The sequence below is a fragment of the Pseudoalteromonas sp. SANK 73390 genome (genome assembly GCF_054966645.1).
Window position 1 is genome coordinate 1 of sequence record NZ_ARPN01000105.1, and the last position, 22,643, is coordinate 22,643.

The 22,643-nt window shown below is 42.5% G+C and carries 28 protein-coding genes; 10 read left to right on the top strand and 18 right to left on the bottom strand.

The window, feature by feature from the left end:
• From SANK73390_RS12540 to SANK73390_RS12600, 13 genes are all read right to left on the bottom strand, one after another.
• Positions 1–605 (bottom strand): tetratricopeptide repeat protein (locus tag SANK73390_RS12540; RefSeq protein ID WP_462766331.1); only part of this gene is annotated, 605 nt, incomplete at its 3' end.
• Positions 602–940, bottom strand: coding sequence for a hypothetical protein (locus SANK73390_RS12545; protein ID WP_462766332.1), 339 nt, complete (start codon positions 938–940; stop codon positions 602–604). The genes SANK73390_RS12545 and SANK73390_RS12540, both read right to left, overlap by 4 nt.
• A 99-nt stretch (positions 941–1,039) precedes the next feature.
• Positions 1,040–3,991 carry a tape measure protein gene (locus SANK73390_RS12550; protein WP_462766333.1) on the bottom strand — a complete coding sequence of 984 codons (2,952 nt, stop codon included), beginning with the start codon at positions 3,989–3,991 and terminating at the stop codon, positions 1,040–1,042.
• Entirely contained in the window at positions 3,945–4,292 is a 348-nt protein-coding gene (locus SANK73390_RS12555; RefSeq protein WP_462766334.1) for a hypothetical protein, read from the bottom strand. Before SANK73390_RS12555 ends, SANK73390_RS12550 begins: the two co-directional genes overlap by 47 nt.
• Positions 4,293–4,312: 20 nt before the next feature.
• The gene (locus SANK73390_RS12560) at positions 4,313–4,636 is read right to left on the bottom strand and encodes a hypothetical protein (RefSeq protein WP_462766335.1); all 324 of its coding nucleotides are present in this window, start codon (positions 4,634–4,636) and stop codon (positions 4,313–4,315) included.
• Positions 4,637–4,643: 7 nt separating this feature from the next.
• Positions 4,644–5,543, bottom strand: a complete 900-nt coding sequence (locus SANK73390_RS12565) for a hypothetical protein (protein WP_462766336.1) — start codon at positions 5,541–5,543, stop codon at positions 4,644–4,646.
• A gap of 2 nt (positions 5,544–5,545) precedes the next feature.
• Positions 5,546–5,701, bottom strand: a complete 156-nt coding sequence (locus SANK73390_RS12570) for a hypothetical protein (RefSeq protein WP_462766337.1) — start codon at positions 5,699–5,701, stop codon at positions 5,546–5,548.
• Positions 5,698–6,135 (bottom strand): phage tail terminator protein, encoded by a 438-nt coding sequence (locus SANK73390_RS12575; protein WP_462766338.1) that lies wholly within the window; start codon positions 6,133–6,135, stop codon positions 5,698–5,700. The genes SANK73390_RS12570 and SANK73390_RS12575 overlap by 4 nt, the downstream gene beginning before the upstream one ends.
• 14 nt (positions 6,136–6,149) lie before the next feature.
• Entirely contained in the window at positions 6,150–6,593 is a 444-nt protein-coding gene (locus SANK73390_RS12580) for a phage virion morphogenesis protein (protein ID WP_462766339.1), read from the bottom strand.
• Entirely contained in the window at positions 6,593–7,057 is a 465-nt protein-coding gene (locus tag SANK73390_RS12585) for a phage protein Gp36 family protein (RefSeq protein WP_462766340.1), read from the bottom strand. Before SANK73390_RS12585 ends, SANK73390_RS12580 begins: the two co-directional genes overlap by 1 nt.
• A 57-nt stretch (positions 7,058–7,114) precedes the next feature.
• Entirely contained in the window at positions 7,115–8,053 is a 939-nt protein-coding gene (locus SANK73390_RS12590) for a capsid protein (protein WP_462766341.1), read from the bottom strand.
• 10 nt (positions 8,054–8,063) lie between these two features.
• Positions 8,064–8,447, bottom strand: a complete 384-nt coding sequence (locus SANK73390_RS12595; RefSeq protein ID WP_462766342.1) for a hypothetical protein — start codon at positions 8,445–8,447, stop codon at positions 8,064–8,066.
• Positions 8,440–9,594, bottom strand: coding sequence for a hypothetical protein (locus tag SANK73390_RS12600; RefSeq protein WP_462766343.1), 1,155 nt, complete (start codon positions 9,592–9,594; stop codon positions 8,440–8,442). Before SANK73390_RS12600 ends, SANK73390_RS12595 begins: the two co-directional genes overlap by 8 nt.
• Before the next feature lie 248 nt (positions 9,595–9,842).
• On the opposite strand from SANK73390_RS12600, the gene SANK73390_RS12605 reads away from it, so the two are divergent.
• The 3 genes from SANK73390_RS12605 (at position 9,843) to SANK73390_RS12615 (ending at position 11,802) form a co-directional block, all read left to right on the top strand.
• Positions 9,843–10,727, top strand: a complete 885-nt coding sequence (locus tag SANK73390_RS12605; RefSeq protein WP_462766344.1) for a DUF4747 family protein — start codon at positions 9,843–9,845, stop codon at positions 10,725–10,727.
• Positions 10,724–10,975, top strand: coding sequence for a hypothetical protein (locus tag SANK73390_RS12610; RefSeq protein WP_462766345.1), 252 nt, complete (start codon positions 10,724–10,726; stop codon positions 10,973–10,975). The genes SANK73390_RS12605 and SANK73390_RS12610 overlap by 4 nt, the downstream gene beginning before the upstream one ends.
• Before the next feature lie 596 nt (positions 10,976–11,571).
• The gene (locus SANK73390_RS12615) at positions 11,572–11,802 is read left to right on the top strand and encodes a hypothetical protein (RefSeq protein ID WP_462766346.1); all 231 of its coding nucleotides are present in this window, start codon (positions 11,572–11,574) and stop codon (positions 11,800–11,802) included.
• Here the strand turns inward: SANK73390_RS12615 and SANK73390_RS12620 are convergent.
• Positions 11,799–12,158 (bottom strand): hypothetical protein, encoded by a 360-nt coding sequence (locus SANK73390_RS12620; protein ID WP_462766347.1) that lies wholly within the window; start codon positions 12,156–12,158, stop codon positions 11,799–11,801. The genes SANK73390_RS12615 and SANK73390_RS12620 overlap by 4 nt on opposite strands.
• 173 nt (positions 12,159–12,331) lie before the next feature.
• Here SANK73390_RS12620 and SANK73390_RS12625 point away from each other — a divergent pair, with 173 nt between their 5' ends.
• Together SANK73390_RS12625 and SANK73390_RS12630 are read left to right on the top strand one after the other, a co-directional pair.
• Positions 12,332–12,688, top strand: a complete 357-nt coding sequence (locus SANK73390_RS12625; RefSeq protein WP_462766348.1) for a hypothetical protein — start codon at positions 12,332–12,334, stop codon at positions 12,686–12,688.
• 298 nt (positions 12,689–12,986) lie between these two features.
• On the top strand, positions 12,987–13,574 hold the full coding sequence (locus SANK73390_RS12630) for a hypothetical protein (RefSeq protein ID WP_462766349.1): 588 nt from the start codon (positions 12,987–12,989) through the stop codon (positions 13,572–13,574).
• Positions 13,575–13,658: 84 nt separating this feature from the next.
• On the opposite strand, the gene SANK73390_RS12635 is transcribed toward SANK73390_RS12630, so the two are convergent.
• Genes SANK73390_RS12635 through SANK73390_RS12645 form a run of 3 tightly spaced genes read right to left on the bottom strand, consistent with a single transcriptional unit; the run spans position 13,659 to position 17,421 of the window.
• On the bottom strand, positions 13,659–16,349 hold the full coding sequence (locus SANK73390_RS12635; protein ID WP_462766350.1) for a sensor histidine kinase: 2,691 nt from the start codon (positions 16,347–16,349) through the stop codon (positions 13,659–13,661).
• Between the two features lie 50 nt (positions 16,350–16,399).
• Positions 16,400–16,930 (bottom strand): hypothetical protein, encoded by a 531-nt coding sequence (locus tag SANK73390_RS12640; RefSeq protein ID WP_462766351.1) that lies wholly within the window; start codon positions 16,928–16,930, stop codon positions 16,400–16,402.
• A gap of 11 nt (positions 16,931–16,941) precedes the next feature.
• On the bottom strand, positions 16,942–17,421 hold the full coding sequence (locus SANK73390_RS12645; RefSeq protein WP_462766352.1) for a hypothetical protein: 480 nt from the start codon (positions 17,419–17,421) through the stop codon (positions 16,942–16,944).
• Between the two features lie 131 nt (positions 17,422–17,552).
• On the opposite strand from SANK73390_RS12645, the gene SANK73390_RS12650 reads away from it, so the two are divergent.
• From SANK73390_RS12650 to SANK73390_RS12670, 5 genes are read left to right on the top strand one after another with little or no spacing between them, the layout of a single operon-like run.
• Positions 17,553–17,870, top strand: coding sequence for a hypothetical protein (locus SANK73390_RS12650; protein WP_462766353.1), 318 nt, complete (start codon positions 17,553–17,555; stop codon positions 17,868–17,870).
• 44 nt (positions 17,871–17,914) lie between these two features.
• The gene (locus SANK73390_RS12655) at positions 17,915–18,328 is read left to right on the top strand and encodes a hypothetical protein (RefSeq protein ID WP_462766354.1); all 414 of its coding nucleotides are present in this window, start codon (positions 17,915–17,917) and stop codon (positions 18,326–18,328) included.
• A gap of 58 nt (positions 18,329–18,386) precedes the next feature.
• A complete protein-coding gene (locus SANK73390_RS12660; protein WP_462766355.1) occupies positions 18,387–19,292 on the top strand; it encodes a hypothetical protein in 906 nt (301 codons plus the stop codon).
• A complete protein-coding gene (locus SANK73390_RS12665) occupies positions 19,292–20,941 on the top strand; it encodes a transposase (protein WP_462766356.1) in 1,650 nt (549 codons plus the stop codon). The genes SANK73390_RS12660 and SANK73390_RS12665 overlap by 1 nt, the downstream gene beginning before the upstream one ends.
• A complete protein-coding gene (locus tag SANK73390_RS12670; RefSeq protein WP_462766357.1) occupies positions 20,942–22,180 on the top strand; it encodes an AAA family ATPase in 1,239 nt (412 codons plus the stop codon).
• On the opposite strand, the gene SANK73390_RS12675 is transcribed toward SANK73390_RS12670, so the two are convergent.
• The gene (locus tag SANK73390_RS12675) at positions 22,173–22,601 is read right to left on the bottom strand and encodes a hypothetical protein (protein ID WP_462766358.1); all 429 of its coding nucleotides are present in this window, start codon (positions 22,599–22,601) and stop codon (positions 22,173–22,175) included. The two genes, SANK73390_RS12670 and SANK73390_RS12675, sit on opposite strands and share 8 nt — an antisense overlap.
• Between the last annotated feature and the right edge of the window lie 42 nt (positions 22,602–22,643).

Consider the following 22,643-nt stretch of genomic DNA (forward strand, 5'->3'; position numbering starts at 1 on the left):
CCCCCCAGCTTACCTTGTGTTTGATAGGCATTGCCGATATTACCGTAAGCCACAGCTTGTAAAATAGGGTCTTTTTCGGTAATACCTATTTTCTTTACAGTATCATACGCTGCTAATGCATCGTTAAGTTGCCCTCGCCTTTGGTAAAGGTGGCCTAGCTGATTCCAGCCATTAGCATTATCAGGCGCAAGCTGAGTGGCTCTTTGGTAAAATATGATTGCCTTATCTGTATCTGTGGCAAACCACAAAGCGCCTCGTTGACAATAACGGTTCGCTGTTTCAGCAATGACCAATTCATCTTCATCTATCACAGACGCTAAAATAGCATCCGCTTTGGTCAGGTCGTGTTGAGCAATACCCCGTAACGCTTCATCAATATCGAACGTATTATCTTTATTCTTTTGTTGTAGAAGGAGCGTAATTGTTTCTTGTTGGGATTTGATAATGCCTTGCTTCTCTTGGTCACTCACCGTTAAAGTCTCGACTTGGGCTTTCATTGCCTCAAATGCAGCCTTTGCCAGCTCATCATTGTAAATATTAATTGTGTCAGCATTGTTTTGTGTGCCAACCACAGTTTGACTTGTCTGATTGTAAATATTGCTCAAAATAGCTCTCCAACTTTATCAATGATGGAGCTTAATCCTAAGGTGATTTTATCTGCTGAGGTAACCAACTCTTTTGCAGACGTTAAATGAGAAATGAGCGAGCTTTTATCTGGCTGGCTTTCATTGGCTTGAAGTGCAGCTTTTTTTACATGCATTTCTGCATCAATGGCATTTTCGCCGGTGATCAACTTATCATCAATGGCTTTTTCGAGTGCTTTTTGTAATTCCTTCAGCTCTACTAAAAATTCACTCTTATTCTGAGCTTGCCCGATAGATATGGTATCTGCGTTGTTTTGAGTGCCAACAGTCTGGCCTTGTTGATTAAATGTTGCCATTAAATAATTCCTTTATTATGTCTATTATTCAATTTTTTGCTCAAATTGGCTGGAAGCCCTCAGCCCTTACTAAGCTTCAAGGAAAACAGATAGATTGATTTAAGCAGCATTCCTGATTGACTTGATAATAACACCGTTTTCTTGAATATCACTTAAAATCAACGCGGTGATTTGACGACCGATGTTTTCACCGGTGCGCGTGGCTGCAGCATCATCTTGAGCGCCCTGGACAACAATTTGATTGGTAATGTTAAAACTAACATTACCGTTGCTCGCACCGCCGTTTGCTTGGCTCCCTGCGTTATAGCGACGGGCCATTGAGCTAATTTCAACGTTTTGCTTGGGCGATAGCACCCGTTCGCCGCGCTGCAGTAGGTAGGTGCTTTCGTTTGGAACATAATCTAAACCACCATGGGCAATACCTGCAGGTTGTTGAGCTTTAATTTGTCTAACTTGTGCCATACCCATAGCAACCGCTGCAGCGGCTGCAGCAGCACCAAGGGCTGGGCCAACGATAGGAATAATAGACAACGATGCATACGCATTCGTTGCCGATTCATAGGTTTTGATTAATGCCTGGCTTATCGAAAACGCTTTATACAGTTTAAATGCAGTTTTGCTTTGCTGGCCCAGTGCTTTTAAGCCCGCAGCTCCCATACCAATCACCGCATCTGTTTTTTCTAGCGTGGTCTTTTTTTCAAAATTAGCAAATTTCATTAAATGCTGTTGCATTGCACCGGTATTTTTAGTGCGAATTTGCATCAAGTTTTCTTGATGCTGCCACTCTTTTTGCTCTGCTTCTGAATGAAACCCATCTGCAGCTAACAGCTCTTGCTGGCGCTGAATATCTCGTATTTCATTGTTTGCATTATGTTTTATCTCGCCAACATCGTCATTAGCAGCTAACCCGAGCTGTGCTCTGCGCGCGGCATCAACACGCGCTTGTTGACGCGCTTGCTCAACTTGTAGTGTGCTGTTATAAGCGGCCAGTGCTTCGCGGTTCGCAAAACCTTTAACTTGTGCAATGCGATTTTCAAGCGCTGCACGTTGGTCATTTTTACGTTTACGCTCCGCTTGGTTTTGAATGCGGGTTTTTTCAGCTTCTTTTTTGGCTTTTAGCTTATTAACGTCATCTGCATATTTTGCATCAAGTTGCTTTAGAATCGCATTGTATTTAGCCGTATTTGCTACATCATTATCGCGCGCCGTTTCAACCATTTTTTTGCGCTTGTTGTAACTGTGTTTAAGGGCGGCTTCTTCGTTGAGTAAACTGGCTTGTAAACGCTGTATATTCGCAGGCAATGCGGCAGTTGCAAGTTCAGCACCTTCAGCAAGCATTTTGAAGGATAAATTCTTAATGTTTTGTTCAACATTCGCTATCTGTTGCACAGTCTCCATTGCTTCAGCACGTAATTTTGCTTGAGCTTGTATGTAACGATTAACCTCATTAATTTGTTGTGTGTAACCAAATTTACTTCTATCTGAACCCGCGTTTTGCTCAAGGCCTTTTAACCGTTTTAATTTTGTATATGCTTTGGTAATTAGGGCTGTATAGTTAGCCACTTTATTTTTAGCTGTGCTCATTTCAGAGCGAGCATTGGCATTATTTACTGAGTCAAACGCATCGCTTAAATTGTATAAATGAGTTTTAAGTTTTTTACTACTGGTGCTTGCTTCATCGCTTTGGCTCGCAAAATAGGCGATGCCTAAAGCAGCTGTGACTGCAATACCAATTGGCCCACCCAATAACGCCATGGCACCCGACAATGCGCGGGTTGCAACACTGGCTCGACTTGCCGCTGCAGTATACGTATTTGTCGCAGCGGTTAATGCTGCTTGGCTTGCAACCGCTTTTTGGTTTGCAATAGCCAGCTGCGCAATAGCGCGGCTTCTAAGCTCGGTGGTGCGAGCTACATTAAGTTGATGCTGTGCAAACTGCTGTGCTTGTACCGCTGCTTTATGTTGTATTGCAGCACTGCGTTGCTCTTGCGCTGCGAGTGCCAAGCTTGCTTGTAGTGCGCGGTTTTTAGCAATGGATTGGCTTGCAAACGCGCTGGCAGATTGTGCAGCGCTGCCCACCAATTTAGAGCCGAGCACAATTGCAAGGGCTGCGGCTGAGGTAGTTAGATTATCTACAAGCCCTTTGTTTTCACGCAGCTCAACCATGGCGCTTTTTAATACGCTCACAACACTTGTTACCGCAAAGTTTACAGGCTTTTCATACTCACGAATTAAACGCTGGTACTCGTTACCCATCTCTGCAAAGCTGGCGTTTATTTTGCCCTCAGTGGCTTCAGCAGCGCCCGCATACTCGTTCAACGCTTTGATTAAATAGCGCTTAAACATTTGGCTGGTTACTTTGCCGTCGTTCACCATTTGCCTAAAACCGCCCGCTGCTTTGCCGGCTGCTTTATCTAATTTTTGCATCAAGCCTGGCAACGGCTCGGTAACTTGGTTGAGCTCTTCAGCTCGCAGCACACCCGCAGTCATGCCCTGAGTCATACCAAATAAACTTTGTTTTAACTGCTCGTTACCCGCGCCTGTTTTAGCCGCCGCGTTAGCAAAACCCTCTAAAATGCTCACGCCTTGTGTTTGTGTTACAACGCCAGCTTCTTGCAAGTTGAGTATTTTAGAGTACGAATCAGCGAGGGTAGTGTAACTGGTGTTGAGTCTGTCTGCTGTAGCAAACAAATAACTTTGCACGGCATTGTACTCGCGAGCTGAGCTGGTTAACCCTTTGAGTCGCGTATCGAGTAATTGCGCATTGCCGGTATCGCGCACAAACATCGCGGCGGTACCAATACCCACCACACCCGACATGGCACTAACCAACCCACTATAACCACTTTGCAAAATACCTAACTGCTGGCCCATAGACGTTTGCTGGCGCATAATCGAGGCTTGGCTTGCACCTAGGCGCTCGTTTGCAGTCACTTGGCGGCGAATAGCAACCGGCAATTTATTTAAATCGCGCACATTACGTGCAGTACCTGTTGTGACCGATTTACCATCGTACTTCAAGCGTAACGCTAGATTCAAATCTTTGCTCATCGCCTTGCCTTTGTAGTGTTATTATTGTGCGCTCTAAAAACTGCAGTTTATTAAAATCGGTGGGCGTTAATTTAAGCTCAGCATAGCGCCACGCTATTTCCGCTCTTGCGTAATCAAGCCCTATCTCTACACCGTCTTTGCAGTATTGCCACTGTGAGCTTGCAAGCGTGAGCGCATTCACTGCGGGCCAGTTCTGCGGCAAAACATATAGTTCATTTTGCTGTTTGGGCTGAGTGACTGGCCCACCAAAATGGGCCAAATCATCATCTATTGTTTTGCTCGTTGCTGCTAAGTCGCCCACAAACCACCTAGCAACGTCGGTTAGTTTTTTTCCTGTACTCGGTACTGAGTCTTAACGCATTCGTCAGCCAAGCGCTGTGTTATTGCTGCATAAGCTAACAGTTGCTCAAGCACACCTAACGAAAAAGGTACGTTTTCACCCTCATCTGTAAAATCATCCCAGCCAATTAATAGCTCCTCAACCAAGCTATCATCGCGTATACCATTGCTCAATAAAACATCTAACTCACTCGCGGTGAGCACTTTAACGTGCGCTATGAACTTAAATCGCACCCCACCAAATTCAAAGTTAACAGGGGTTTTAATCACAGAGCCAGCTAATCTTTCTAATAGTTTTAATTTCATAAACAGATCACTCAAATACTAACGTTAATTCGTCATAGCCCGCGCCGCTTGGCACTAGGCTCCCATCAAATTCATAGCCGGCCAATTCACTCTCAAGCGATGCATATTTTGGTACTGGCATTTGAAAGCGCCCCAAAATCGACACTTTGCTGCCAGCTTCTGTACCATGCGTAAACTCAAAATTTTGCATTTGGCCAACATCTTTAAATGGGTCAAAACTGGCCAGTGCATCAGCGCTCAGCGTCATTTGTGCTTTTGACTCATGGCCCGTCAGCATTATTTCTTCGTGATTAATTGCGCGGTCAAAGATCACATTATTACCAACATCAATCGTGAGTTTATGAAGTGTACGCGCCACGTTGTTAAGCTGAAACGCGGAGTTACACGCAACGCCCAGTACTTCAGGGCGGTTCCAGCGGTCCCAATCAACAGCAGGGGCCACCGCAGAGTGAATAGGGGGGCTAAACAAACCCTTAAACTGCCAGTTAATTTTGGGTATACCTTTCTCCAAGCTGAGGCTAAACGTACCCAACATTTCGCTTATCTCATGCGTATTACTGCCAAAACGCAGCATACACTTCGCTTTGGTTGCAGCGCCTTTTGTAAATGTGACGCTTGAAGCCGTCGACACCTGCACCATGCCACACGCTAATAATAGCGGCGCGATTGCGGGAGAACTCCCAGCAGTGCCACACATGGCCAAGGGCGTTTTAAAGTTAAGTGACACGTGCTGACCGTAATACACCTGCAAGCTTGCGCCGCTGTGTGCGGTTTCAATTTCGTCGGAGTCAGTTTCGCTTTCAATGTTAAATTCAATGTCAGAGGCATAAATAGCATGTAACCCTGTTAGCGTTGTGCCTAGCCCATCTGCCAACAATATTTTGTCTTTAAATCGCCAGCTGCTCATAATTATTTACCCCCTGCTGTTAACTTGTTGTTGTCATCGAGCGTAAACGCCCCCGCTACTATTTGTCGGTCTGTTTGCGTGGCCAGCGCTTCACGGGCCTGCTGTGCAATTTGCCCGGGCGTTAGTTTAGGTTTTGGCTCTACGGTGTCTTTTTTCATGGAGCTGCCTTTGTGTTTACTGTTATGTGGCCAGTCACTTTAAACTGGCATTGATAGATTAAATTATTGGTAGTTTGGTTTAGCTCAACGATGCGGCCACGGCTTAGCTCAATCGGTTGCCATGGCTTAAACGTTAAACCTGCAATTGCCTGTTTTACTTGCCCGCGCAGCTGTTTAATTTGTTCATCACTTATTTTGTTACCGAAAATACAAGGAATAACAATCATCACAGCAAATAGTTCTGTAATTTTGTACTCATCTTGGCCCGTAACGCTTTGGGCCAGCTCGTAGTCTTCATCGAGCGGCAGCACATATAATTGAGGCGATTGAACAGCGCGTTTACGTGCTTCATTAAAATCAGCAGCCATGCCTAAATTGCCAATTCGTGCCGTCTTTAACGCAGTTTCAATGTGGTTTAAATCAAAGTTAAACATGGTTTAAACCCCGTTTAAATGAGCCAGCCACTGACCATTTCGACAATGGTGCTAGCTTGCTTTTGTTCGATACCAATAATCGGACGTGCGGGTAATTTTACTGAGTGATTGCGCCCAGCTTTTCCACCAAAGTGGTGTATTGCTGAGTACACTTCACCCAAGCCATGCTCTAATTCGCCGTTATCAGCGTCGTGTGTGACTGACCCCGCCAAGTCGCGTGAGTCGGTAAGTGTTAGGCCTGGCTTTTCTGGGTTACGCCCTTTACCTGTTCTAGCTGCTTCTGATTGCTGCCAACGCGTACCGTCGGGTGCCATTTCATCTAAAAAGCGCTCTGTTACGTCTCTATCTAAAAACGCGCCTATGTCGTCTAATACCTCATCAGGCGCAGCGCTCTTTTTATTAATGAGTTGCAACGACTCAAGCGCATTGCCCGATATTTCAATATAAACGCCCGCCATTAGTAGCGACTCCAATTAAACTGTGAGGCGGGTTTAGCGGTTTTAATTACCCCAGTGCTTTTTGTGGGGGGTGAGATTTTTAGCTGAATAACCCCTTTGTCGATTTTTTCTAGCTGTTTAATGGCGTTGTCGCGGCGCTTTAAAATGCCCTCGTCGCCATCGTTGGTACACAGTTCGTAGCGCATGAGGTCTGCGGCAAGTCCTGGCAATAAACTATTTTCAATGTCGTCCATAGACAAACTAAACTTAGCTACATAGCCAAAAATCAATGCATCTACATTGGTTTTTGCGGTGTTAAACCAACCATAAATTTGCTGCTGCAACTCTGTCACAGGGCTTTGTAAAAGAGCGCTGTTTAGGTCTTCTTCAGTCGCGTAGCTTTCGCTATTAAAACGCCCCTGTGCAAATTGCACTAGCAAATGCATGCCAATGGTATTAATGGTGTGAGATGTGCTAACAAACATAACAAGCCTCGTGATAATAGGGCGCTCGTCACGCCCTATGGTTTGGACAATGGATAATTAGGCAGCTGGTTTAAATAAGTCCGTCAGTAGCATGCCGTACTCTTTGGCAATTGCTAATTCACGCACTTTTTCACCTACTAACACTTCAACGCCGCCATCAAGGCCCGCTGCCACATCACGGCGGCTAGAAATTCTATTACCATACTGAGCCGTGAGCGCAAAAGTCATGCGGCTATTACTGGCACTGGCTAAACCATCAACGCGTGTAAAGCTCATTAGATTCGCCCCCCATGCAGCTTCGTATTTTGGGGTTTGACCTTTTTTAGCCGTGTTAACCCACGCTTGGCCTACATGCACTTTATCAATGCCCAGCGTGTCTTGAATAAACTCAACAGGCACCAAGCCACTGTCACCCAATGAGCCGTTATACGCCTTAATAACGTGTTTATTAGAGCGCAGCTTGGTTAACGCTTTTTTAGGGATGGTCAATTGGTTTGGGGCCGACAACATATCGTCGATTAGCTCTTGCAAAAATGGTAAAACATCTAGCGTGTCGTCATCTAAGTATTTAAGCCCACCTGTACCAAGTTTGTTTTTATAGCCATAATTGGCTGGGTCGCAGTAGAGTTTTGCTACCCGTACTTCACGCGCTAAAAGTAGTAAATCCGAAATACTCTCAGTTGCGTGGTGCAGTGGGTCGTAGTTAACAGGTGCATTATTAATATCATCATTAGGCACAACGTCAGACAAACCATGGTCTTCACAGGTTGCTGATTGCTCCGTAGATGTAAACTCAATCTGGTTAACTTCTGACTTACGACCAACTAACGTGTCTGGTATCGTCATTCGCTCCGACTTATCAAACACACGATATTCAAATGTGCGTTTGCCAACTGGCGCTCTTGGGCATACTGCGTCAGCAATCAACTCAGCATTACGATACGCTATCGCAATGGCTGTCTGTTGCGTATCTGGTGTAAATGGCATTCCGCTCATAACTAATTCCTTACTTCACAATTAAAAATGGGTTAATCGTTGATGTACCAATTGTGTCTGCGGTACCACTTTCTAGGGCGGTGCCTAAAACCCAAATTTGTACATCTTCTGCGTGTACTGCCATATCGAGTGCAATAGCACGACCATCAGCATCAGGCACCAGTGGGTCGCCAGTTTTTATATCTCCGCCATACTCAACACAGCCTGTTTGTGTCATTACAATATCAACGCGTCCGCTGTTATCACTGCCATGCTCCGTAAGACCGATTATTGGTGAAGCAACATCAGTAGCTTGTTTAACAGCAAAGTCTGCTTGGTCAAAAAGTGAAGCAATTCGATACGCACCGAGTGTGCCCGCAGCGTTATAATTTTTAATAAAACCAGGATTAGCCATTAGCTTGCTCCTTTTGTACTTTGTTGAGTGCTTGCGAGATAGAAACCGTCACGCCTCGCTTTGCTTCCGCTTGCTGAAAATCCAGCGCCTTAGCTGCTAACGCTTCAGCCGAATCATCAATTTCAGTTTCGCCGCCGTCATCTTTACTAAAGTCTTTCGTTAGCCCTTTTTGCTCTGGTAGCGTTTGCAAAAAGCTTTTAAAAAACTCAACAGGTTTAGCCGTGGTATTTTGTTCACCGTCAGCGGCTGCAAACTCAAATGTTTGGGCTTCATCGGTCTCAAGATGCGCCATAAATTCAGCAATGCCGTCGGTGTTAGTGACGCGGGGCGCTTTACCGCCATTTACTTTTGTATCAATAAACGTTTGTGCATCAAATTTGCGTTGATTAAATTGCAGTTGCGCGTTTTTTGCTTGCTCAGCTTTTAATTTTGCTTCGAGTTTTTCTTTCTCTTCTTTAGTCACGGTGTTTTCCTCATCTTGATTGTCGGGCGCAGAAAACTCCGCGCTAGGTTCTATAGGGGGTTGTTCGGTGTGTTTTTCGTGCTGTGCAATGGTGACTTGCTGTTGAAGGTATTCAGCTTCCCACTCTGAAAACACGCTATTAGCTTCATCAGCGCCAAACTTGTCAGCAACAAAAGTTTTAAGGTTCCCAACAAGTCTGATTAAGCCCTGTGCGCTATCAATGGCCACTTGCTCAATACGTTCACTGGCAGCAAACTCCAAAACAACCGCATCGCCACTTTCGTCTTCGCTAAATAACCATTGCATGCCATCAACAGCGGGGGGCTTACCGCCTAAAAAGCCGATGTGGCCAAGCTCAAAGCCGTTGTCTGTTTTACGTAAACGCACGGAGCGGTTTGGGTAGCGTGCTTTTTCAACTGCCTCAGCAAAATCAGCGTCCACTGATTCAGCCTTCGCATACAAAACATCGTCTTCTATCTTGAGTTCTTCAGCCCAACCCCATGCAGGATCGTCGTTTTTAGGGTGGCCAATAACTAGCGGCGAGGTACGCGGTTTAAAATTCTCAACAACGCTTTGTAAATCAGACTTATTAAATTCAGCCTCATTGCCTTTTGAGTCGGTGTGTTTACCCGCTCTGAATATTTCAAACCATTTAAATTTTGTGTTGGGTTTCTTTTGCGCCATTGCCTTTGCTCACGTTTAAAACATGCAGCTAGGTTAGCGATTTTAAAAAAGTAGGGGAGTTGGAAACTGGTTTACATACTGTGCTCTTGCAGCATTTAAATAGACTAAACACCGCAAACAAAACGATCAACAAGTATTTTGTTCGGTGTTATTTATTCTACGGACCCCGTATTAGTTGACATTAGAGTAAACAGGGCTTAGCTTGTCAAAATTAAACACTTAGTTAACCTTTACCTTACAGGGAATTCATGAATAAGAAAGTAGAAGTAGGTGCGATCAATATTACCGTTCACCCTCATAACCCAAAAAAATACGTAGAATTATTTTTGGCAGCAAAACAGTTAGATAGACCTATAAACGTCAAGGGAACTACGTACGCCTCCCTTTCAGAAGTTCACCAAATGAAGCAAGATCCACTTGGTAAAGAAGTAGCGCCAGTTTACGGAGATATAATTAAATATACAGATATACCGCCAGGCGCAGATTGGTTTGATTCTAGAACCGGTCAATTTGCAGATGAAGAAGAGTTAGAAAAAACAAAAGAGATTAACTACTTGAAACCTTTAGGTGTTCGGTTTCATTTTATACTCTTCCCTGAAGAGCATATTATTGTATATTCAAAATACCAAGATCAAAAAAGTTTAGGTTCAACTAGTGCTACTGACTTCTTTAATCGTCTGCTTAACCAACAAGAGCTCGTGAATATATTCAACGAAGTTAATGTTACACACTTACCCCAGCATGAAGCTATTGAGGCAGCCATAAACCTTAAATTTAAACGTGCCATAGAATTAACCATCACACGGCCAAACTCGATTGAGGATGCTGAGCGTAAGTTGCTTGCCCGTTATAATCAATTAAATGTAAATTCGGTGAAAGAAGAGTATAAGGCAATTAATGGGCAACAAATCGTAATGGATGATGAACTAAAACAGTTATCTAGAATTGCGGCTAGAAATGGCAAACTTATAGTTACAGGGCGCGATGAAGAAAATCGAAGAACAATAATCACAACTACAGATCGTCCGTTTGCTATGAGTGATACGTTCAACGATAATATAATTGATCACTATAATTCATTTAAAGAGCTTGCATATCGAGCTATTGATTATTTAAGAAACCTTAGGCAATGATTGAACCGAATATAATTAAACGTTACTGGAAGGCTTATGGTGGCTGGGAAAAGTTGTTGGAGTCACCTTACTTTCGAGCCGCATTTGTAATAAACATTATCCTTTGGCCAATATGGTCCCGACCGTATTGGTGGGATGCAGTGCTAAGCTTTGTTCCAAATTTACTTGGATTTTCACTAGGCGGCTTTGCTTTATGGATGGCAATTGGTGATGATAAGTTTAGGAAGTTTTTTAGCCGAGCAGACTAACCCAAACGATACGACTCCATTTTGTGATATTAATACGACGTTTGTTCACTTTTTGGTCTTGCAAGTGTTGGCTATCGTTGTTGCACTAATTAACAAGGCATATGCATTTTATTTCATACATACTTTCATACCGTTTAGTGTGTGGCCTGTTTGGTTTTTTTGGTTCTTTTCTCACTTAATATTTAGCTATTCAATAACGGCTACTTTAGAAGCTATTTTGGGTATCTACCGTGTAACTAATATGTATGAGTTTTTTATAAATAACCCTCCACCTAAAAAAAGTGATAAGCAAAACGAATCATCATAGCGCGGTAACTCTCACCGCGCTTTTTACTCCCCAAACCAAAAACCAGCCCAACACATTGCACACAACAATGTTTAAAAGGTGTTTAAAAGGTGTTTAAACGGCGTTTAAATTTGTTTAAACCCTTTTCAGATGAACCTGACTACTGCAAATGAGTTTAAGCCCGAGAGAGCGCGTTTGAGGCGTTATTTATAAAACAGCGGTAACACTGTCTACAAATCTTACTTTGTGATAAAAAATAAACACCCTGAGCGTGGGGCTACAGGGTGTTTAACTCTCTTAAGGAATAACTATGTTTAACAACAAGAACCAATTTATTGCGTACGCGGCCGTACACTTAATGGCAGCAGACAATCACAACTCATCAAAGCTTTCACCTGAACAAGACGCGGTACAAGATGCCATTAACCTTTACAGCGAACTTAAAAAGCAAGGGATCAACATTTACGCCAGCACTAAAAAAGTTGAGTTTAGTGAAGACTACCAAGCAACGATAGACAGCTTAAAAGACACAAGCAGTTAATCGGCTACCGCTTGACTATGCAGCGTAGTTAAGGTTTTTAGCAAGGCGTCGTAGAGCTTGTCTTGCTTACCTTTTACCTTATAAAGCACAGAGGTTAGCGGCAACATTGGTATAGCGGGGCATGTTCCAAGCATCGTTGGCGCTCGCTCAGCTTCAACGACTTGTTGAATGCTATTGTAAATAATGAAATTTAGGGCGTCTTTAGTACCATCAACTGGCTCTGCAACGCCTTTAAAAAACACTCCAACCATTTTCTGCGCCTGCGCTAATTCCTCCGGCGTTAGCAGCTCAAGTTCAGCTTTAACTTTTTCCAACTGCTCAACAACGGGTTTCATTACATAAGTTACATCGTTCATTGGGTTTCCTATGAAAGGTCAATAAATTAGAAACCAAGCCTACGCGCGCGTGAGGATAGAACGCATATAGAAACAACTTTACATAGCTATCTTCGCAAATATTCACTTTTTACTTTATTCACAAATACAACTTCGATAAATTGAAACCACACTAATCAAAAGGATAAATTTGCATGTTTGCACAACTAAAGTGGTTATATTACACAATACTAGCAGGGGTGAGTCTGGGGGTATTTGCAGCTCTCTACCCCCTACTCAAAACAGACGTTCAAGAAGTCAAACTTGCTTCAATCGATGGTGATGTATACGTGTTTACTCTCGTAAACTCAGAGGGTCACAACATACATACCGAAAATCCCTGCACAATCACGCCTAAAGCAAATTGGCAATTTTTACACAAGCACAGAGGGACTACGTACAAAGCAGATGTTAGGTTTAGGCCATTCGACAAAGCATGGAACCATTGCGAATTAACAAAAGGTTCAGAGGAGCGTTTTCAACAGGCTCTAACATCTTTTAGCCCATCTTAGGCGCAAGGCAATGGATGAACACTCCGAAATATCAGCTTTTAACGCTGAGTTAAACACGTATTTAAAAGTTCGGCTCAAGTACAAGCTGCTGGCATTAGTTTTAAATTAGAAACTGAGCTTACGCGCGCGTGCTCGGCTATTGCTTATAACATACATTAGAAGAAAGAAAAGTTATGACAAATGCAAGAATAATAGTTTACAAGTATAAACATGCCGATTAAATTGGCTTGATGTCGCATATATACTAAGTAGTTCTGCTGACAATTGGAAAAATTCAAACATGGAGAAAGGAACGAGTATGAAGAATAATATTTTAACGGTTGCACTAATAGGTTCACTAATGGGTTGTGTTGCAAATGACTATGCAAAAATGAGCCAAGGCAGCGGGATCCCCGAAGCTGCTTTAACACAAAACTGTAAGCCAATATCATGCTCTTACGATAAATTAAAAGATCGCGTACAAGCAACTGCGAATGATATGAATGTCCTTTTAGCTATGGGGGGCAGTGAAACTAGAACAATTCAATATACTTGGGTAAGTGGAAACAGCAAAATATCTATCGATCTTTATTTCAAGGCTTTGTATGATGGCTGGTCTTTTGTTGATTCAGCTGAAATCTATATTGATAAAGAAATGGTCGCTAAGGTTGCTGGGCAAGTAGATAGGGTGGTTGGTAGTTATAATGATGTAGCTAGAAAGCATCAAAAAATCGAAGTGATATCAGATGTAATAGATATTAATGTAGCTAAAAAGATAGCTGAAGCTAACTACGAATCAGTTACAATCAGGTTCTATGGTAAAAACGGGTACACTGATGAAAAATTACCAAGAGAGCATGAGTTAATAAATGTCGTTAAATTAGCAGAATCAACACAACGCTTATGAGCCAGATCATAATCAATAGATAATACTATTTTAGATCAATTAAGCATAGAGTGACTTACCTATGCTTAAATTCACCACCTAACTTCAATCCATTCTTGCCATTACATCGCGTCTTATCTCTTCTTTCGTTGGTCTTCGCGAGTCGGTAAACGGAAACAACATAGTCACTTTGGTGCCTGTTTTTGAGCTGCTGATCTGCAAACTGGCTTTGTATGTTTTGGCTATTTGCTTTATTGAGTAAATACCTACGCCAAAGTGAAAACGTGAATATAACGACATCCCTTTACCGTCATCTTCAATACATACCAATATGTGGTCAACATACTTATTAACATTCACTTTTAAGTGCTCGGCTTGTGAATGCTTTAATGCATTGTTTACTGAGTGATAGAGTACGCTGTATATGTCTTTTTCAAGCTGACGGTCTAACTTAGCGTCACCGAGAGACACGTCAAAGTTTAGCTCCATGTCACTTTGATATGAGCAGTGTACGTGTAACATATCAATGGCAACGATTAGGCGCTCTTTGCCAAGCGCGGCTTGGTCTCGTGCAATTGGGTCGAGTTTTACGAGTGCTTCGTCTAATCGTACTAAGCCCTCTGTCACCATAGTTGCATCGCCGCCGCATAATGCTTTTGCTTCGTGTACTTTAAGCACTGCATCGCTGAGTTCTTCACGTTGGAAGCGCTGTTGGTTCTTTCTATATACTTTATGAAAGCTCTGCACCCAAAAATAACAAAAGGCAAACACGACCAGTACGAGCAAAATAGCCGCTGCTATATAGGCAGATACCGCAGTAGGTGAGGTGTACCAAACTGTTAGCACTTTAAACTCAAGCGGAGTCTCGGCGCTATAACGACCTTGGTTTTCAATTCTGAATACCGCGTTATATGACCCAGCTTTTAAGTTTTGTAATTGAATGCCAGGTGCCAATAGTGTTTGCCACTCGCCGCCATTCAACTTAAACTCAAATGTATTGTTATTGTCGCCTACAAAGTTGTAGTCGCTCACCGTTACATCAATAGATGAATTGTGTGTCTCAAAGTTTGTAACATTAAAGCTTGTTAACCCGTTTACCGTTACGCTAGTAAGTTTTGGCGCAAATAGCTCCACTGACTTTGCGGTTGTAAGCTCAAATATGTGATCAGCGCTGCTTGCATACAAACGATCCCCCAAAGCTTTTAAACTACCAATAGTGAACGCCTCTGCTTCTGTTCCTGTGATCAACTTAGTGTAGTCTGCACCGTTCTCTAAAATATGAACGCCGTTGTTTGTGGCTAAGTACAAATTGTTATTAAACAGCACAAGCTCTTTAATAAAGTGCGGCGAACTAAGCTGCTCCCACTCGCCACCTTTCGCTTTTCTCCACAGGCCCATGCCGTAGGTGGCTGCAAATAACGTGGAATTTAATACATAGCTGTCTGTTACTAAAGTATCTATGTCTAAAGTAATTTCTGACCAGTTATCTGTTTTTATGTGTAATAAACCGTGCTCTGACGCAATGTAAGTCGATTGCCCGCTCACATTTACATCAAGCACTTCTAAAGTCGTCATCAATGACTTTATACGCTTATTCACGGTAACTTTTAAACTTGCATCAACGTGTATTACGCCGCTGTCGTTTGTGGCAATGTTTAAAGTGTTGTGATCAACTGCAAAGTTAATTACATAGTCGTTATGTAATTTAGTAACCGTATTAGACTGTATATCAACATAAAACGCCCCTACGCTAGTGCCCAGTGCAATACCGCCTTTAAAGTGCTGCATTGCAGTTACTTCATACTTGCTGGGTGAAACCTTTTGGTTTACCCAATCTATTGCTGTATAAGATTGGCCCACTTTTTTGTACAAGCCCTTTGTTGTCCCAAGCCACATAGCGCCATTAACCGACTCGATTACATTATATTTTGAGCCAAGATTAATGATGGTGGATTTTAAGCCAACTTCAACGGGCTCAAATTTATTTAAGCCAATGCCCCATATTCTGTTGTTATTGTCAGCAAATAGATCACTGTAATTCTTTTTAGTAGGGTTTATTGAACGGCGGGTAATCTTTAAATCAGTAAGTGTTAGCTCATGTACGTGTTCGTTTTCTGTAAAATATACAAAGTAGGGTGCAGCAAAAATAATGTTATCTGCGCTTTTAATCTCCGTATTACTGATCAGATGTTGCTGTATAGTCGAGTAGTAACTCAACTTTTCATTAGCAAAATACACAACCCCATGTGGCGTTGCTGCTATATCACCATTTTGAATTTCACCTGCTTCTATTGTAGTAACGACTTCGTTTTGAATTAAAAACACACCTTCTTTTGTCATTAAGTACGCGTCAGAGCCGAAAGCGTCAATATCCAACACTTTACCAGCACCATTATATAGAGTGCTTATAACCCCAGTATCAAGGTCTATTTTTTTAACTTGGTCTGTTGCAAGGGCAAGTAATGATGTATTTGTTACTGCAATTTTTGTTGCTGCAATCGCGGTTATTTTTTCTGACAGAAGGGTAGGCAAGTCTGTACGCCAAATTTCGCCATTTGCATATAGTGTAAATAGAGTGCTTTGATTGTATTCAATATCACGCACTAAACCACTAGGTAAATTTGTAACTGCGCTTAATGCTACAAAGTGCCGTCCATCGTACCTATAAACGCCATCGTGCGACGACAAATAAAAGTTGCCCGTTGCGTCTTGCTCAATACTGTTTAAATTCTCAAACTGAAAGGCCGTTGCAAAGCATGCATAAAACAATGAAGCTAAAATTATTAATAAGCGCATAAGATAATCCGTTCAAAAAATTGGCCAACCTTCTAGCTGGCCTATACTTCCTAATTTACTTCGTAGGCGTTGTGATCTCTTACTCCACAACCCGCCAAAACAACAGGAACATCTTGCTCATTGTTTGTTGATTGGTATTGTTCATAATGAGCACCATTCATTGTAACAGATTTTAAGTGATTGTTAAGTTTTTGGGGGCTGTACTGTGAACTTTGCCAGTTAAAGCTCTTGGTACGTTCAGCTAATACAAATAAGTAAGTAGGTTTTCGCGGGTCAGTCTTATTTTTTTTGGTGTTCCATGCGCGCATAACGGCCTTGCCCGCTTCAACGCCATACAAATGCGTATAACCCGCAGCAAGGAGTTGTGCGCCGGAGTCACTCATAACCATCATTGCGGTATTTTTATAATCACTACCGCAGTCAAACGACACATCAACATTTAGGGTTGAACCATCGGGTAACAATAAATCGGCGTTCATGTGTGATACACGAGCACGATCTTCAAGCGGGGTAAGCGCAGCGGCACTCATGCTAACAACTGCTATTGTGAGTGGGAGTAATAATTTTTTTAATTTAAACATTTAAATTTCCTTTAAGTCATATATAGCGCACCCTCCGCAACTGTCTTAACCATCACTTCATTAAAGTTATACTCAAAAACCTTTTCTAAAAGCAATGGCGTTAACTTGTTCCGTACTAAGAGTTCACGTTCTGCTGTTAAGCGTTTATAAGCGAGAATATCATCTAAAACTTCTACTACTAGCTTATTAGCTGCTAATACATCAGTAACAGCAAACTCCGTAGTGTCTTCACGAGTAGATATTTCCTCTTTATCATTGTTGACATTTAAAGCGCTTCCTGTAAACACTTCGTTAAGATCAATTCCCTTAGAAATGCATCCGTTAATAACACCTTCCCAAGGTAAGCTATTTCTGTTCCTAGCATTTCTAACTGCGGAAGCAGAAAGCCCAAGAGCCCGAGAAAGCCCCGTGTCACTATCAACATTAAATAGTCTATAAAGCTGATCGTACACACTTTGAACATCAACAAATTGAACTGTATCAAGAACCATGTTTCACCGTCAATACATATGTATGGTTAAAACTGAATTTAAAATATATCTGTATTTTGTTTGACAAAGATTTATACATATGTATTAATTTAATAAGTTAATAATACATATGTACATTCGAGGTCATACAAATGAGTCAACCTAAAAAGTTAACATTCCCTGAGATACAAGAAAAGCTAAAAAGCAAAGATATTTTGTTTACTGATATAGCTGTAGCCCTAAATGTAACGGTCAGTCATGTCACCCAAATAGCAAAGTGCAAAGGCAAATCACTACGAGTTGCAGAAACAATAGCCCAAACCTTAGACCTTCCAACAAACCAAGTATTTGGCACTTTTTATATGCCTGCATTTTCAGGCAGAACAGCGCGACGAGAAGAAGTTGTAAAAGCGATCCGAGCTGGGAAGCGAGTGCCAGACCCTATAAGCATGAATGCTAAAGCAAGTTAAGGCTAGGTTATTTTACGGAGATTTTTACCATGATGAACGCAAACATGAAAACTAATATTCTTGAAGCTGACGTGCCACCTGATTGTGATGTGTACCACCAATTTGTTCATTGTGTGAACGCATGCATGAGAAAGTGCGGGTTTACTCGTGCAGGGCTTTCAGCACGAATGAACCAAGCTCTTAAAGTTTTTGAGGTTGAAGTGGACGAGAATAAGCTCAACAAATGGTTTGCACCAAGTCAACCAGCACATATGCCTATCCACTATTTACCCGCTCTTTGCTGGGCCATTAGAAGCATGGAGCCTGTAAATATTTTACTTGGACCATTGATGTATAAAGCTTTTGACCAACGAGCACAATTACTACAACAACACGCTGAAATGGAAATGCAAAAACAACAAATTGCTAGATCACAACAAGAAATCATCGACTCGATATCAATACCCACTGAAGAATAATTAAGGCGCATATCATGACAATCAAAGACCAAGATCTGTTTAAAATTTGGGGTTTGCTATGAGTAAAGAGCTAGTTGCTATGGTTGGCGAGGCGTCGGCAGATGAGCTTTTAAGCCATTTGGAGGCTAACACTCTGCCTGTAAATATTGTTATGCCTGACTCAATAGACGACTGCATGGATAGAGCTACTTTCTTAGCTAATAGGCAATTTAGCGATGCTGCGGAAATGGGGCTTATCTTGTTACACGTTAAAGCACAAGTTCAGCACGGCCGATTTATTCAATTACTTGATGAGAGGGGGATTCATCGTCGTTCTGCTCAACGAACGATTGCTGTAGCAAAAATGTTGATTTCGCTACCAAAATCTAAAAGTGACAAATTGTCGCTTTTGAATATGAATCAACATCAGCTGAGTGAACTCACAAAAGTCCCGATTGAAACACTCAAGGAACTTGATGATCAAGATTACGAAGTGTTGGCTGAAACAGCGGGTAGTTCTATTAAGCAACAAGTTGCTGAGCTACTTGAAAGCAAAACTGACCTTGAAGACACACTTGCCCACACAATCAACGAGCTTGAAAACGAGCGACTGCGTAAGGCACCTACATCGCGTTTTGATATGCCAATTTTTATTAGCGAAATACGTAAAGACGCGATTGTTCATACCGAGCTTTTAAATGAAGCACTGCAACAGGCGCAGTCGAGCGTTAAACAACTATGCGACCTACGCACAATTGACCTAAATGACCGCATAAGCGCTGCGCAAGTGTTGCACCACGCATACGCCAGTATTTACACACAAATTGGCACCATGCTCAGCCAAATACATGACGAATTTGGTGACCATGTGCAGGGCATCGACAACCTACCGCAGTTTGATAACGCCGAATGGCAATACGTAGACACAGAGCGTGAGCGTTTGCTTGAGAGCTTTAAACTCAATTTAAACAAGGGGAATAACTAATGCACCCAGCCGTAGCTAAATTTAATAACCTACCAAGCCTAACCAGTACAAAAGATTGGAACCAAGCTGGCGATAAAGCACGTAAAAAAGCACAAGCTAAAGCTGTTCTTGTGAAGCACTTGATTGCGTTCGAGGGTAACTTAGACGCAGCACTGAATAAATTAAAGCAAAACGTAGACGTAGGTATGGTAACGCCAGCAGTTATGCTAGCTCTTGCATGTGTAGGTAAATTTCCGTCACGCGCAACGCTTTACAACTGGTGCAATGCTTATAAAGAGAATGGACTAGTAGGGCTTTTGCCCAATAACAAAGGCCGCATAGCTAAGCAACCTGATTGGGCTAGACGCGCATTAGAGCTATACCACGCGATTAACTCACCAAGCTTTGCTCAAGTAACCGACCAGCTAATAAAAGAAGGCTATAAAGTCGAGGCCTTTCAAGTTCGCCGTTTTATTAATAAATTGCCTCATGAGCTTGGCCCCCAAAGCCCATACCGAATGGGCAGCAAGTTGTATCGAGAGAAGCACAAAGATCACTTAATACGCTCAACCGACCACATTCCGCCTGGGTTTATTTATAACGGCGATGGCCACACCTTAGATGTATATTTAGCTCACCCAAACACGGGTAAGCCTTGGCGCGCAGAACTTACCGCTTTTCAAGATGTAGGAAGCCGCTGCATTGTTGGCTGGGAACTGGGCGAAGCTGAGTCATCTATTAGCACATTAACAGCGCTTACTCGTGCTATTCGTACCCACAACCATATACCTAACATGCTGTATGTTGATAACGGCTCAGGGTACAAAAGCCAAATGATGGCTGATGAATGCACGGGCATATATGCGCAGTTTGATATAGAAACCATTTTTGCTATTCCGGGCAATGCACGAGCCAAATGGATCGAAAGGTTCTTCTTGTACATGGAAGACCGAGTCGGAAAGCGCTTTGCCAGTTATTGCGGACGCCACCACAACGATCACCATAAACAAGTTTTGCTTAGAGAAGTACGCAAAGGCGAGCGCCGTTTGCCAACAGTTGAAGAGTGGGTAACTGAGTTTAAGGCTTTTTTAGTTGATTATCACAATAGCCCGCACCCTGAAATTAAAGGCAGAACACGTTTACAAGTGTGGGAAGAGGGGCTACAACAAGACAGGCCCCCTTGCACTGACTTTGTTGTACTACCGCGCGAAAAAGTAAATATTCTCCGTGGTCGTATTCGCTTACACAATCGTTTATACCGAGCTGATCACTTACATCAATTTAACGGCCAAGAACTCGTCGCAGGCTATGACCTACACGATGACTCGTACATCAATTTATACGAGCTTACTGGCGAGTTCATTATGATTTGCTTGCTTAAGTCGAAATCTGAAGCGCTTCCTGCATCCCGCATTGAGCAAAAACAAATTGAACGCCTTGAAAACCAAGAAAAACGTTTACAAAAGCACTTGGCTGAAAAACAAGCCCGCGCAGCATTGAGCCGAGTTGTTGACGTTGAGTCTGTATCGGCTTTAGCCGCAGATACAAATGCACTTACCCACGAACAACCCGAAACCCTAGACCTAAATATAAATGATTTTGCCGTTGAGTTTGAAGAGGCTGAAGTGGCATTTGACCCGAGTGAATTATTTGATTTGGAGGACGAATAAATGAAATTTACACAGCACTATAGCGACCTACAGCAAAAGCAAGTTGCGATTTTAAACGCTGAGATTGCGCTATTTAACATTAATGCGACTGAATATTGCTTAGGTTGGCCACTTGACCAAGTGAATACAATTTTAAATGGCCAAAGCCCAATTAACCCAAAAAAGGTGTTAGATAAACTTTGGAAACATTTTTTTGGTGACTTTGACGCTGAAAACTTTGGTGATGAGTCTGCTATCAGCAATACGTATTCAGAAGACGACAAGCTTGTGCTAGCGCGCATTAAAAAGCGCATGCAAGACAAAGAGCTGAACGGCCAAGGGATTACAAGTAGTTCGATAGCTTCTCGTTTACGTAAAACTACAGGTATGGTCAGCCAATTGTTAAACGGTAAATATGCTGCTAAACCAAGCAAATACTTACACGAAGTTTGGAGTATGTTAGAGCCTACCGAGCTAGATAGCGAAACCGACGACCCTCAACAAGCCACTGAGAATAAGAAGATTAAAATTCGCTACGGTGAAGTACCATTTGTTAAAACCAGTGTACCTAGTTTAATAAAAATGGCGTGTGAGCAGGCACGCGATAGACGCCGGATTGCAGTTTTTGTTGGGCAGGCAGGGCTTGGTAAAACAACGGGTATTAAACGCTATTGCGAAGATAACGATGATGTATTAGCTATTTATGGCGATGAGGAAACCTCATCCGCACAAGTTTTAGATTGCCTAGCAACAAAGTTAGGAATACCTAAAGCGTCAAACTCTGTTCGCCTCAAAAGAATAACTGATGCACTTAAGGACTCTGAACGTCTGATCATATTGGATGAAGCCGACAAATGCCGCCCAAGTGCGCTAGACCCGTTACGTACCATATCTGACAAGGCATTTGTTGGTGTTGTACTGGTAGGTAATATTAGGCTAGTAGACAAATTACAAAGTGAAGAACGCTACGAACTCATCTCTAGCCGAGTGTGCTTCTGGCCCAAGCCTGTTGGCGAGTTACCAGTTGACGATATTAAAACCCTTTTCTTTGAGCTAACCGACAACACGTTACCAATTGCGGAAGATAACCATAAGTGGTGGCAGTGGCTGCATAAAAGAGTGGAGGGTAATGCTCGTATGCTCGTTGAAGGGTTACTCCCACATTTAATAACTCACATACGCAAAAACCCGAATAAAAAAGTGGATCGACTCATGGTTAATTCAATCTTCTCAGCGATTTTAAACAAACCAACTATTTGAATTTAAACGGACAGGGGGTGCCAAATGGCCACACATAATCCAGCGTTAAACGCGACTTTTGATACACCTCGCTCAAAGAGCGAATTTGACCAGGATACGAATCCTCAACCTCTAACAGCAAAGACCCAATTAACGGAGACAGCAATGAAACCGCCTCAGACAGAACATGATAGCCGGCTAAGCGAATTTTTAACGAAGGATGAGTTAGCTCGTCTAAGGAAGATGCAAAATTCACCCCCTCTAGAAATGCATTTACCTCGTGACTGTTGTCAGTGCGCCAAGCGCGAAAGTCATTCAAAGTCCAACCAGCTAACTCAAGACTCAGAGCTTCAACGTCGTCTTCAGAAAAGCTTTGATCAATTGACTGCTGAGCTGCCAAAGCGAACTTCAAGTACTTTCGGTGGTTTGGATAAGTAGTCACTTATTTACCTTTTTATTAAAAGCCTTGCTGCAACAAGGCAAT

Bases quoted from the DNA above. Each gene is read 5' to 3' on its own strand.
- SANK73390_RS12545 (WP_462766332.1), bottom strand. From the start codon at position 940: ATGGCAACATTTAATCAACAAGGCCAGACTGTTGGCACTCAAAACAAC.
- SANK73390_RS12550 (WP_462766333.1), bottom strand. From the start codon at position 3,991: ATGAGCAAAGATTTGAATCTAGCGTTACGCTTGAAGTACGATGGTAAA.
- SANK73390_RS12560 (WP_462766335.1), bottom strand. From the start codon at position 4,636: ATGAAATTAAAACTATTAGAAAGATTAGCTGGCTCTGTGATTAAAACC.
- SANK73390_RS12565 (WP_462766336.1), bottom strand. From the start codon at position 5,543: ATGAGCAGCTGGCGATTTAAAGACAAAATATTGTTGGCAGATGGGCTA.
- SANK73390_RS12570 (WP_462766337.1), bottom strand. From the start codon at position 5,701: ATGAAAAAAGACACCGTAGAGCCAAAACCTAAACTAACGCCCGGGCAA.
- SANK73390_RS12575 (WP_462766338.1), bottom strand. From the start codon at position 6,135: ATGTTTAACTTTGATTTAAACCACATTGAAACTGCGTTAAAGACGGCA.
- SANK73390_RS12580 (WP_462766339.1), bottom strand. From the start codon at position 6,593: ATGGCGGGCGTTTATATTGAAATATCGGGCAATGCGCTTGAGTCGTTG.
- SANK73390_RS12585 (WP_462766340.1), bottom strand. From the start codon at position 7,057: ATGTTTGTTAGCACATCTCACACCATTAATACCATTGGCATGCATTTG.
- SANK73390_RS12590 (WP_462766341.1), bottom strand. From the start codon at position 8,053: ATGAGCGGAATGCCATTTACACCAGATACGCAACAGACAGCCATTGCG.
- SANK73390_RS12595 (WP_462766342.1), bottom strand. From the start codon at position 8,447: ATGGCTAATCCTGGTTTTATTAAAAATTATAACGCTGCGGGCACACTC.
- SANK73390_RS12600 (WP_462766343.1), bottom strand. From the start codon at position 9,594: ATGGCGCAAAAGAAACCCAACACAAAATTTAAATGGTTTGAAATATTC.
- SANK73390_RS12605 (WP_462766344.1), top strand. From the start codon at position 9,843: ATGAATAAGAAAGTAGAAGTAGGTGCGATCAATATTACCGTTCACCCT.
- SANK73390_RS12610 (WP_462766345.1), top strand. From the start codon at position 10,724: ATGATTGAACCGAATATAATTAAACGTTACTGGAAGGCTTATGGTGGC.
- SANK73390_RS12615 (WP_462766346.1), top strand. From the start codon at position 11,572: ATGTTTAACAACAAGAACCAATTTATTGCGTACGCGGCCGTACACTTA.
- SANK73390_RS12620 (WP_462766347.1), bottom strand. From the start codon at position 12,158: ATGAACGATGTAACTTATGTAATGAAACCCGTTGTTGAGCAGTTGGAA.
- SANK73390_RS12625 (WP_462766348.1), top strand. From the start codon at position 12,332: ATGTTTGCACAACTAAAGTGGTTATATTACACAATACTAGCAGGGGTG.
- SANK73390_RS12630 (WP_462766349.1), top strand. From the start codon at position 12,987: ATGAAGAATAATATTTTAACGGTTGCACTAATAGGTTCACTAATGGGT.
- SANK73390_RS12635 (WP_462766350.1), bottom strand. From the start codon at position 16,349: ATGCGCTTATTAATAATTTTAGCTTCATTGTTTTATGCATGCTTTGCA.
- SANK73390_RS12640 (WP_462766351.1), bottom strand. From the start codon at position 16,930: ATGTTTAAATTAAAAAAATTATTACTCCCACTCACAATAGCAGTTGTT.
- SANK73390_RS12645 (WP_462766352.1), bottom strand. From the start codon at position 17,421: ATGGTTCTTGATACAGTTCAATTTGTTGATGTTCAAAGTGTGTACGAT.
- SANK73390_RS12650 (WP_462766353.1), top strand. From the start codon at position 17,553: ATGAGTCAACCTAAAAAGTTAACATTCCCTGAGATACAAGAAAAGCTA.
- SANK73390_RS12655 (WP_462766354.1), top strand. From the start codon at position 17,915: ATGAAAACTAATATTCTTGAAGCTGACGTGCCACCTGATTGTGATGTG.
- SANK73390_RS12660 (WP_462766355.1), top strand. From the start codon at position 18,387: ATGAGTAAAGAGCTAGTTGCTATGGTTGGCGAGGCGTCGGCAGATGAG.
- SANK73390_RS12665 (WP_462766356.1), top strand. From the start codon at position 19,292: ATGCACCCAGCCGTAGCTAAATTTAATAACCTACCAAGCCTAACCAGT.
- SANK73390_RS12670 (WP_462766357.1), top strand. From the start codon at position 20,942: ATGAAATTTACACAGCACTATAGCGACCTACAGCAAAAGCAAGTTGCG.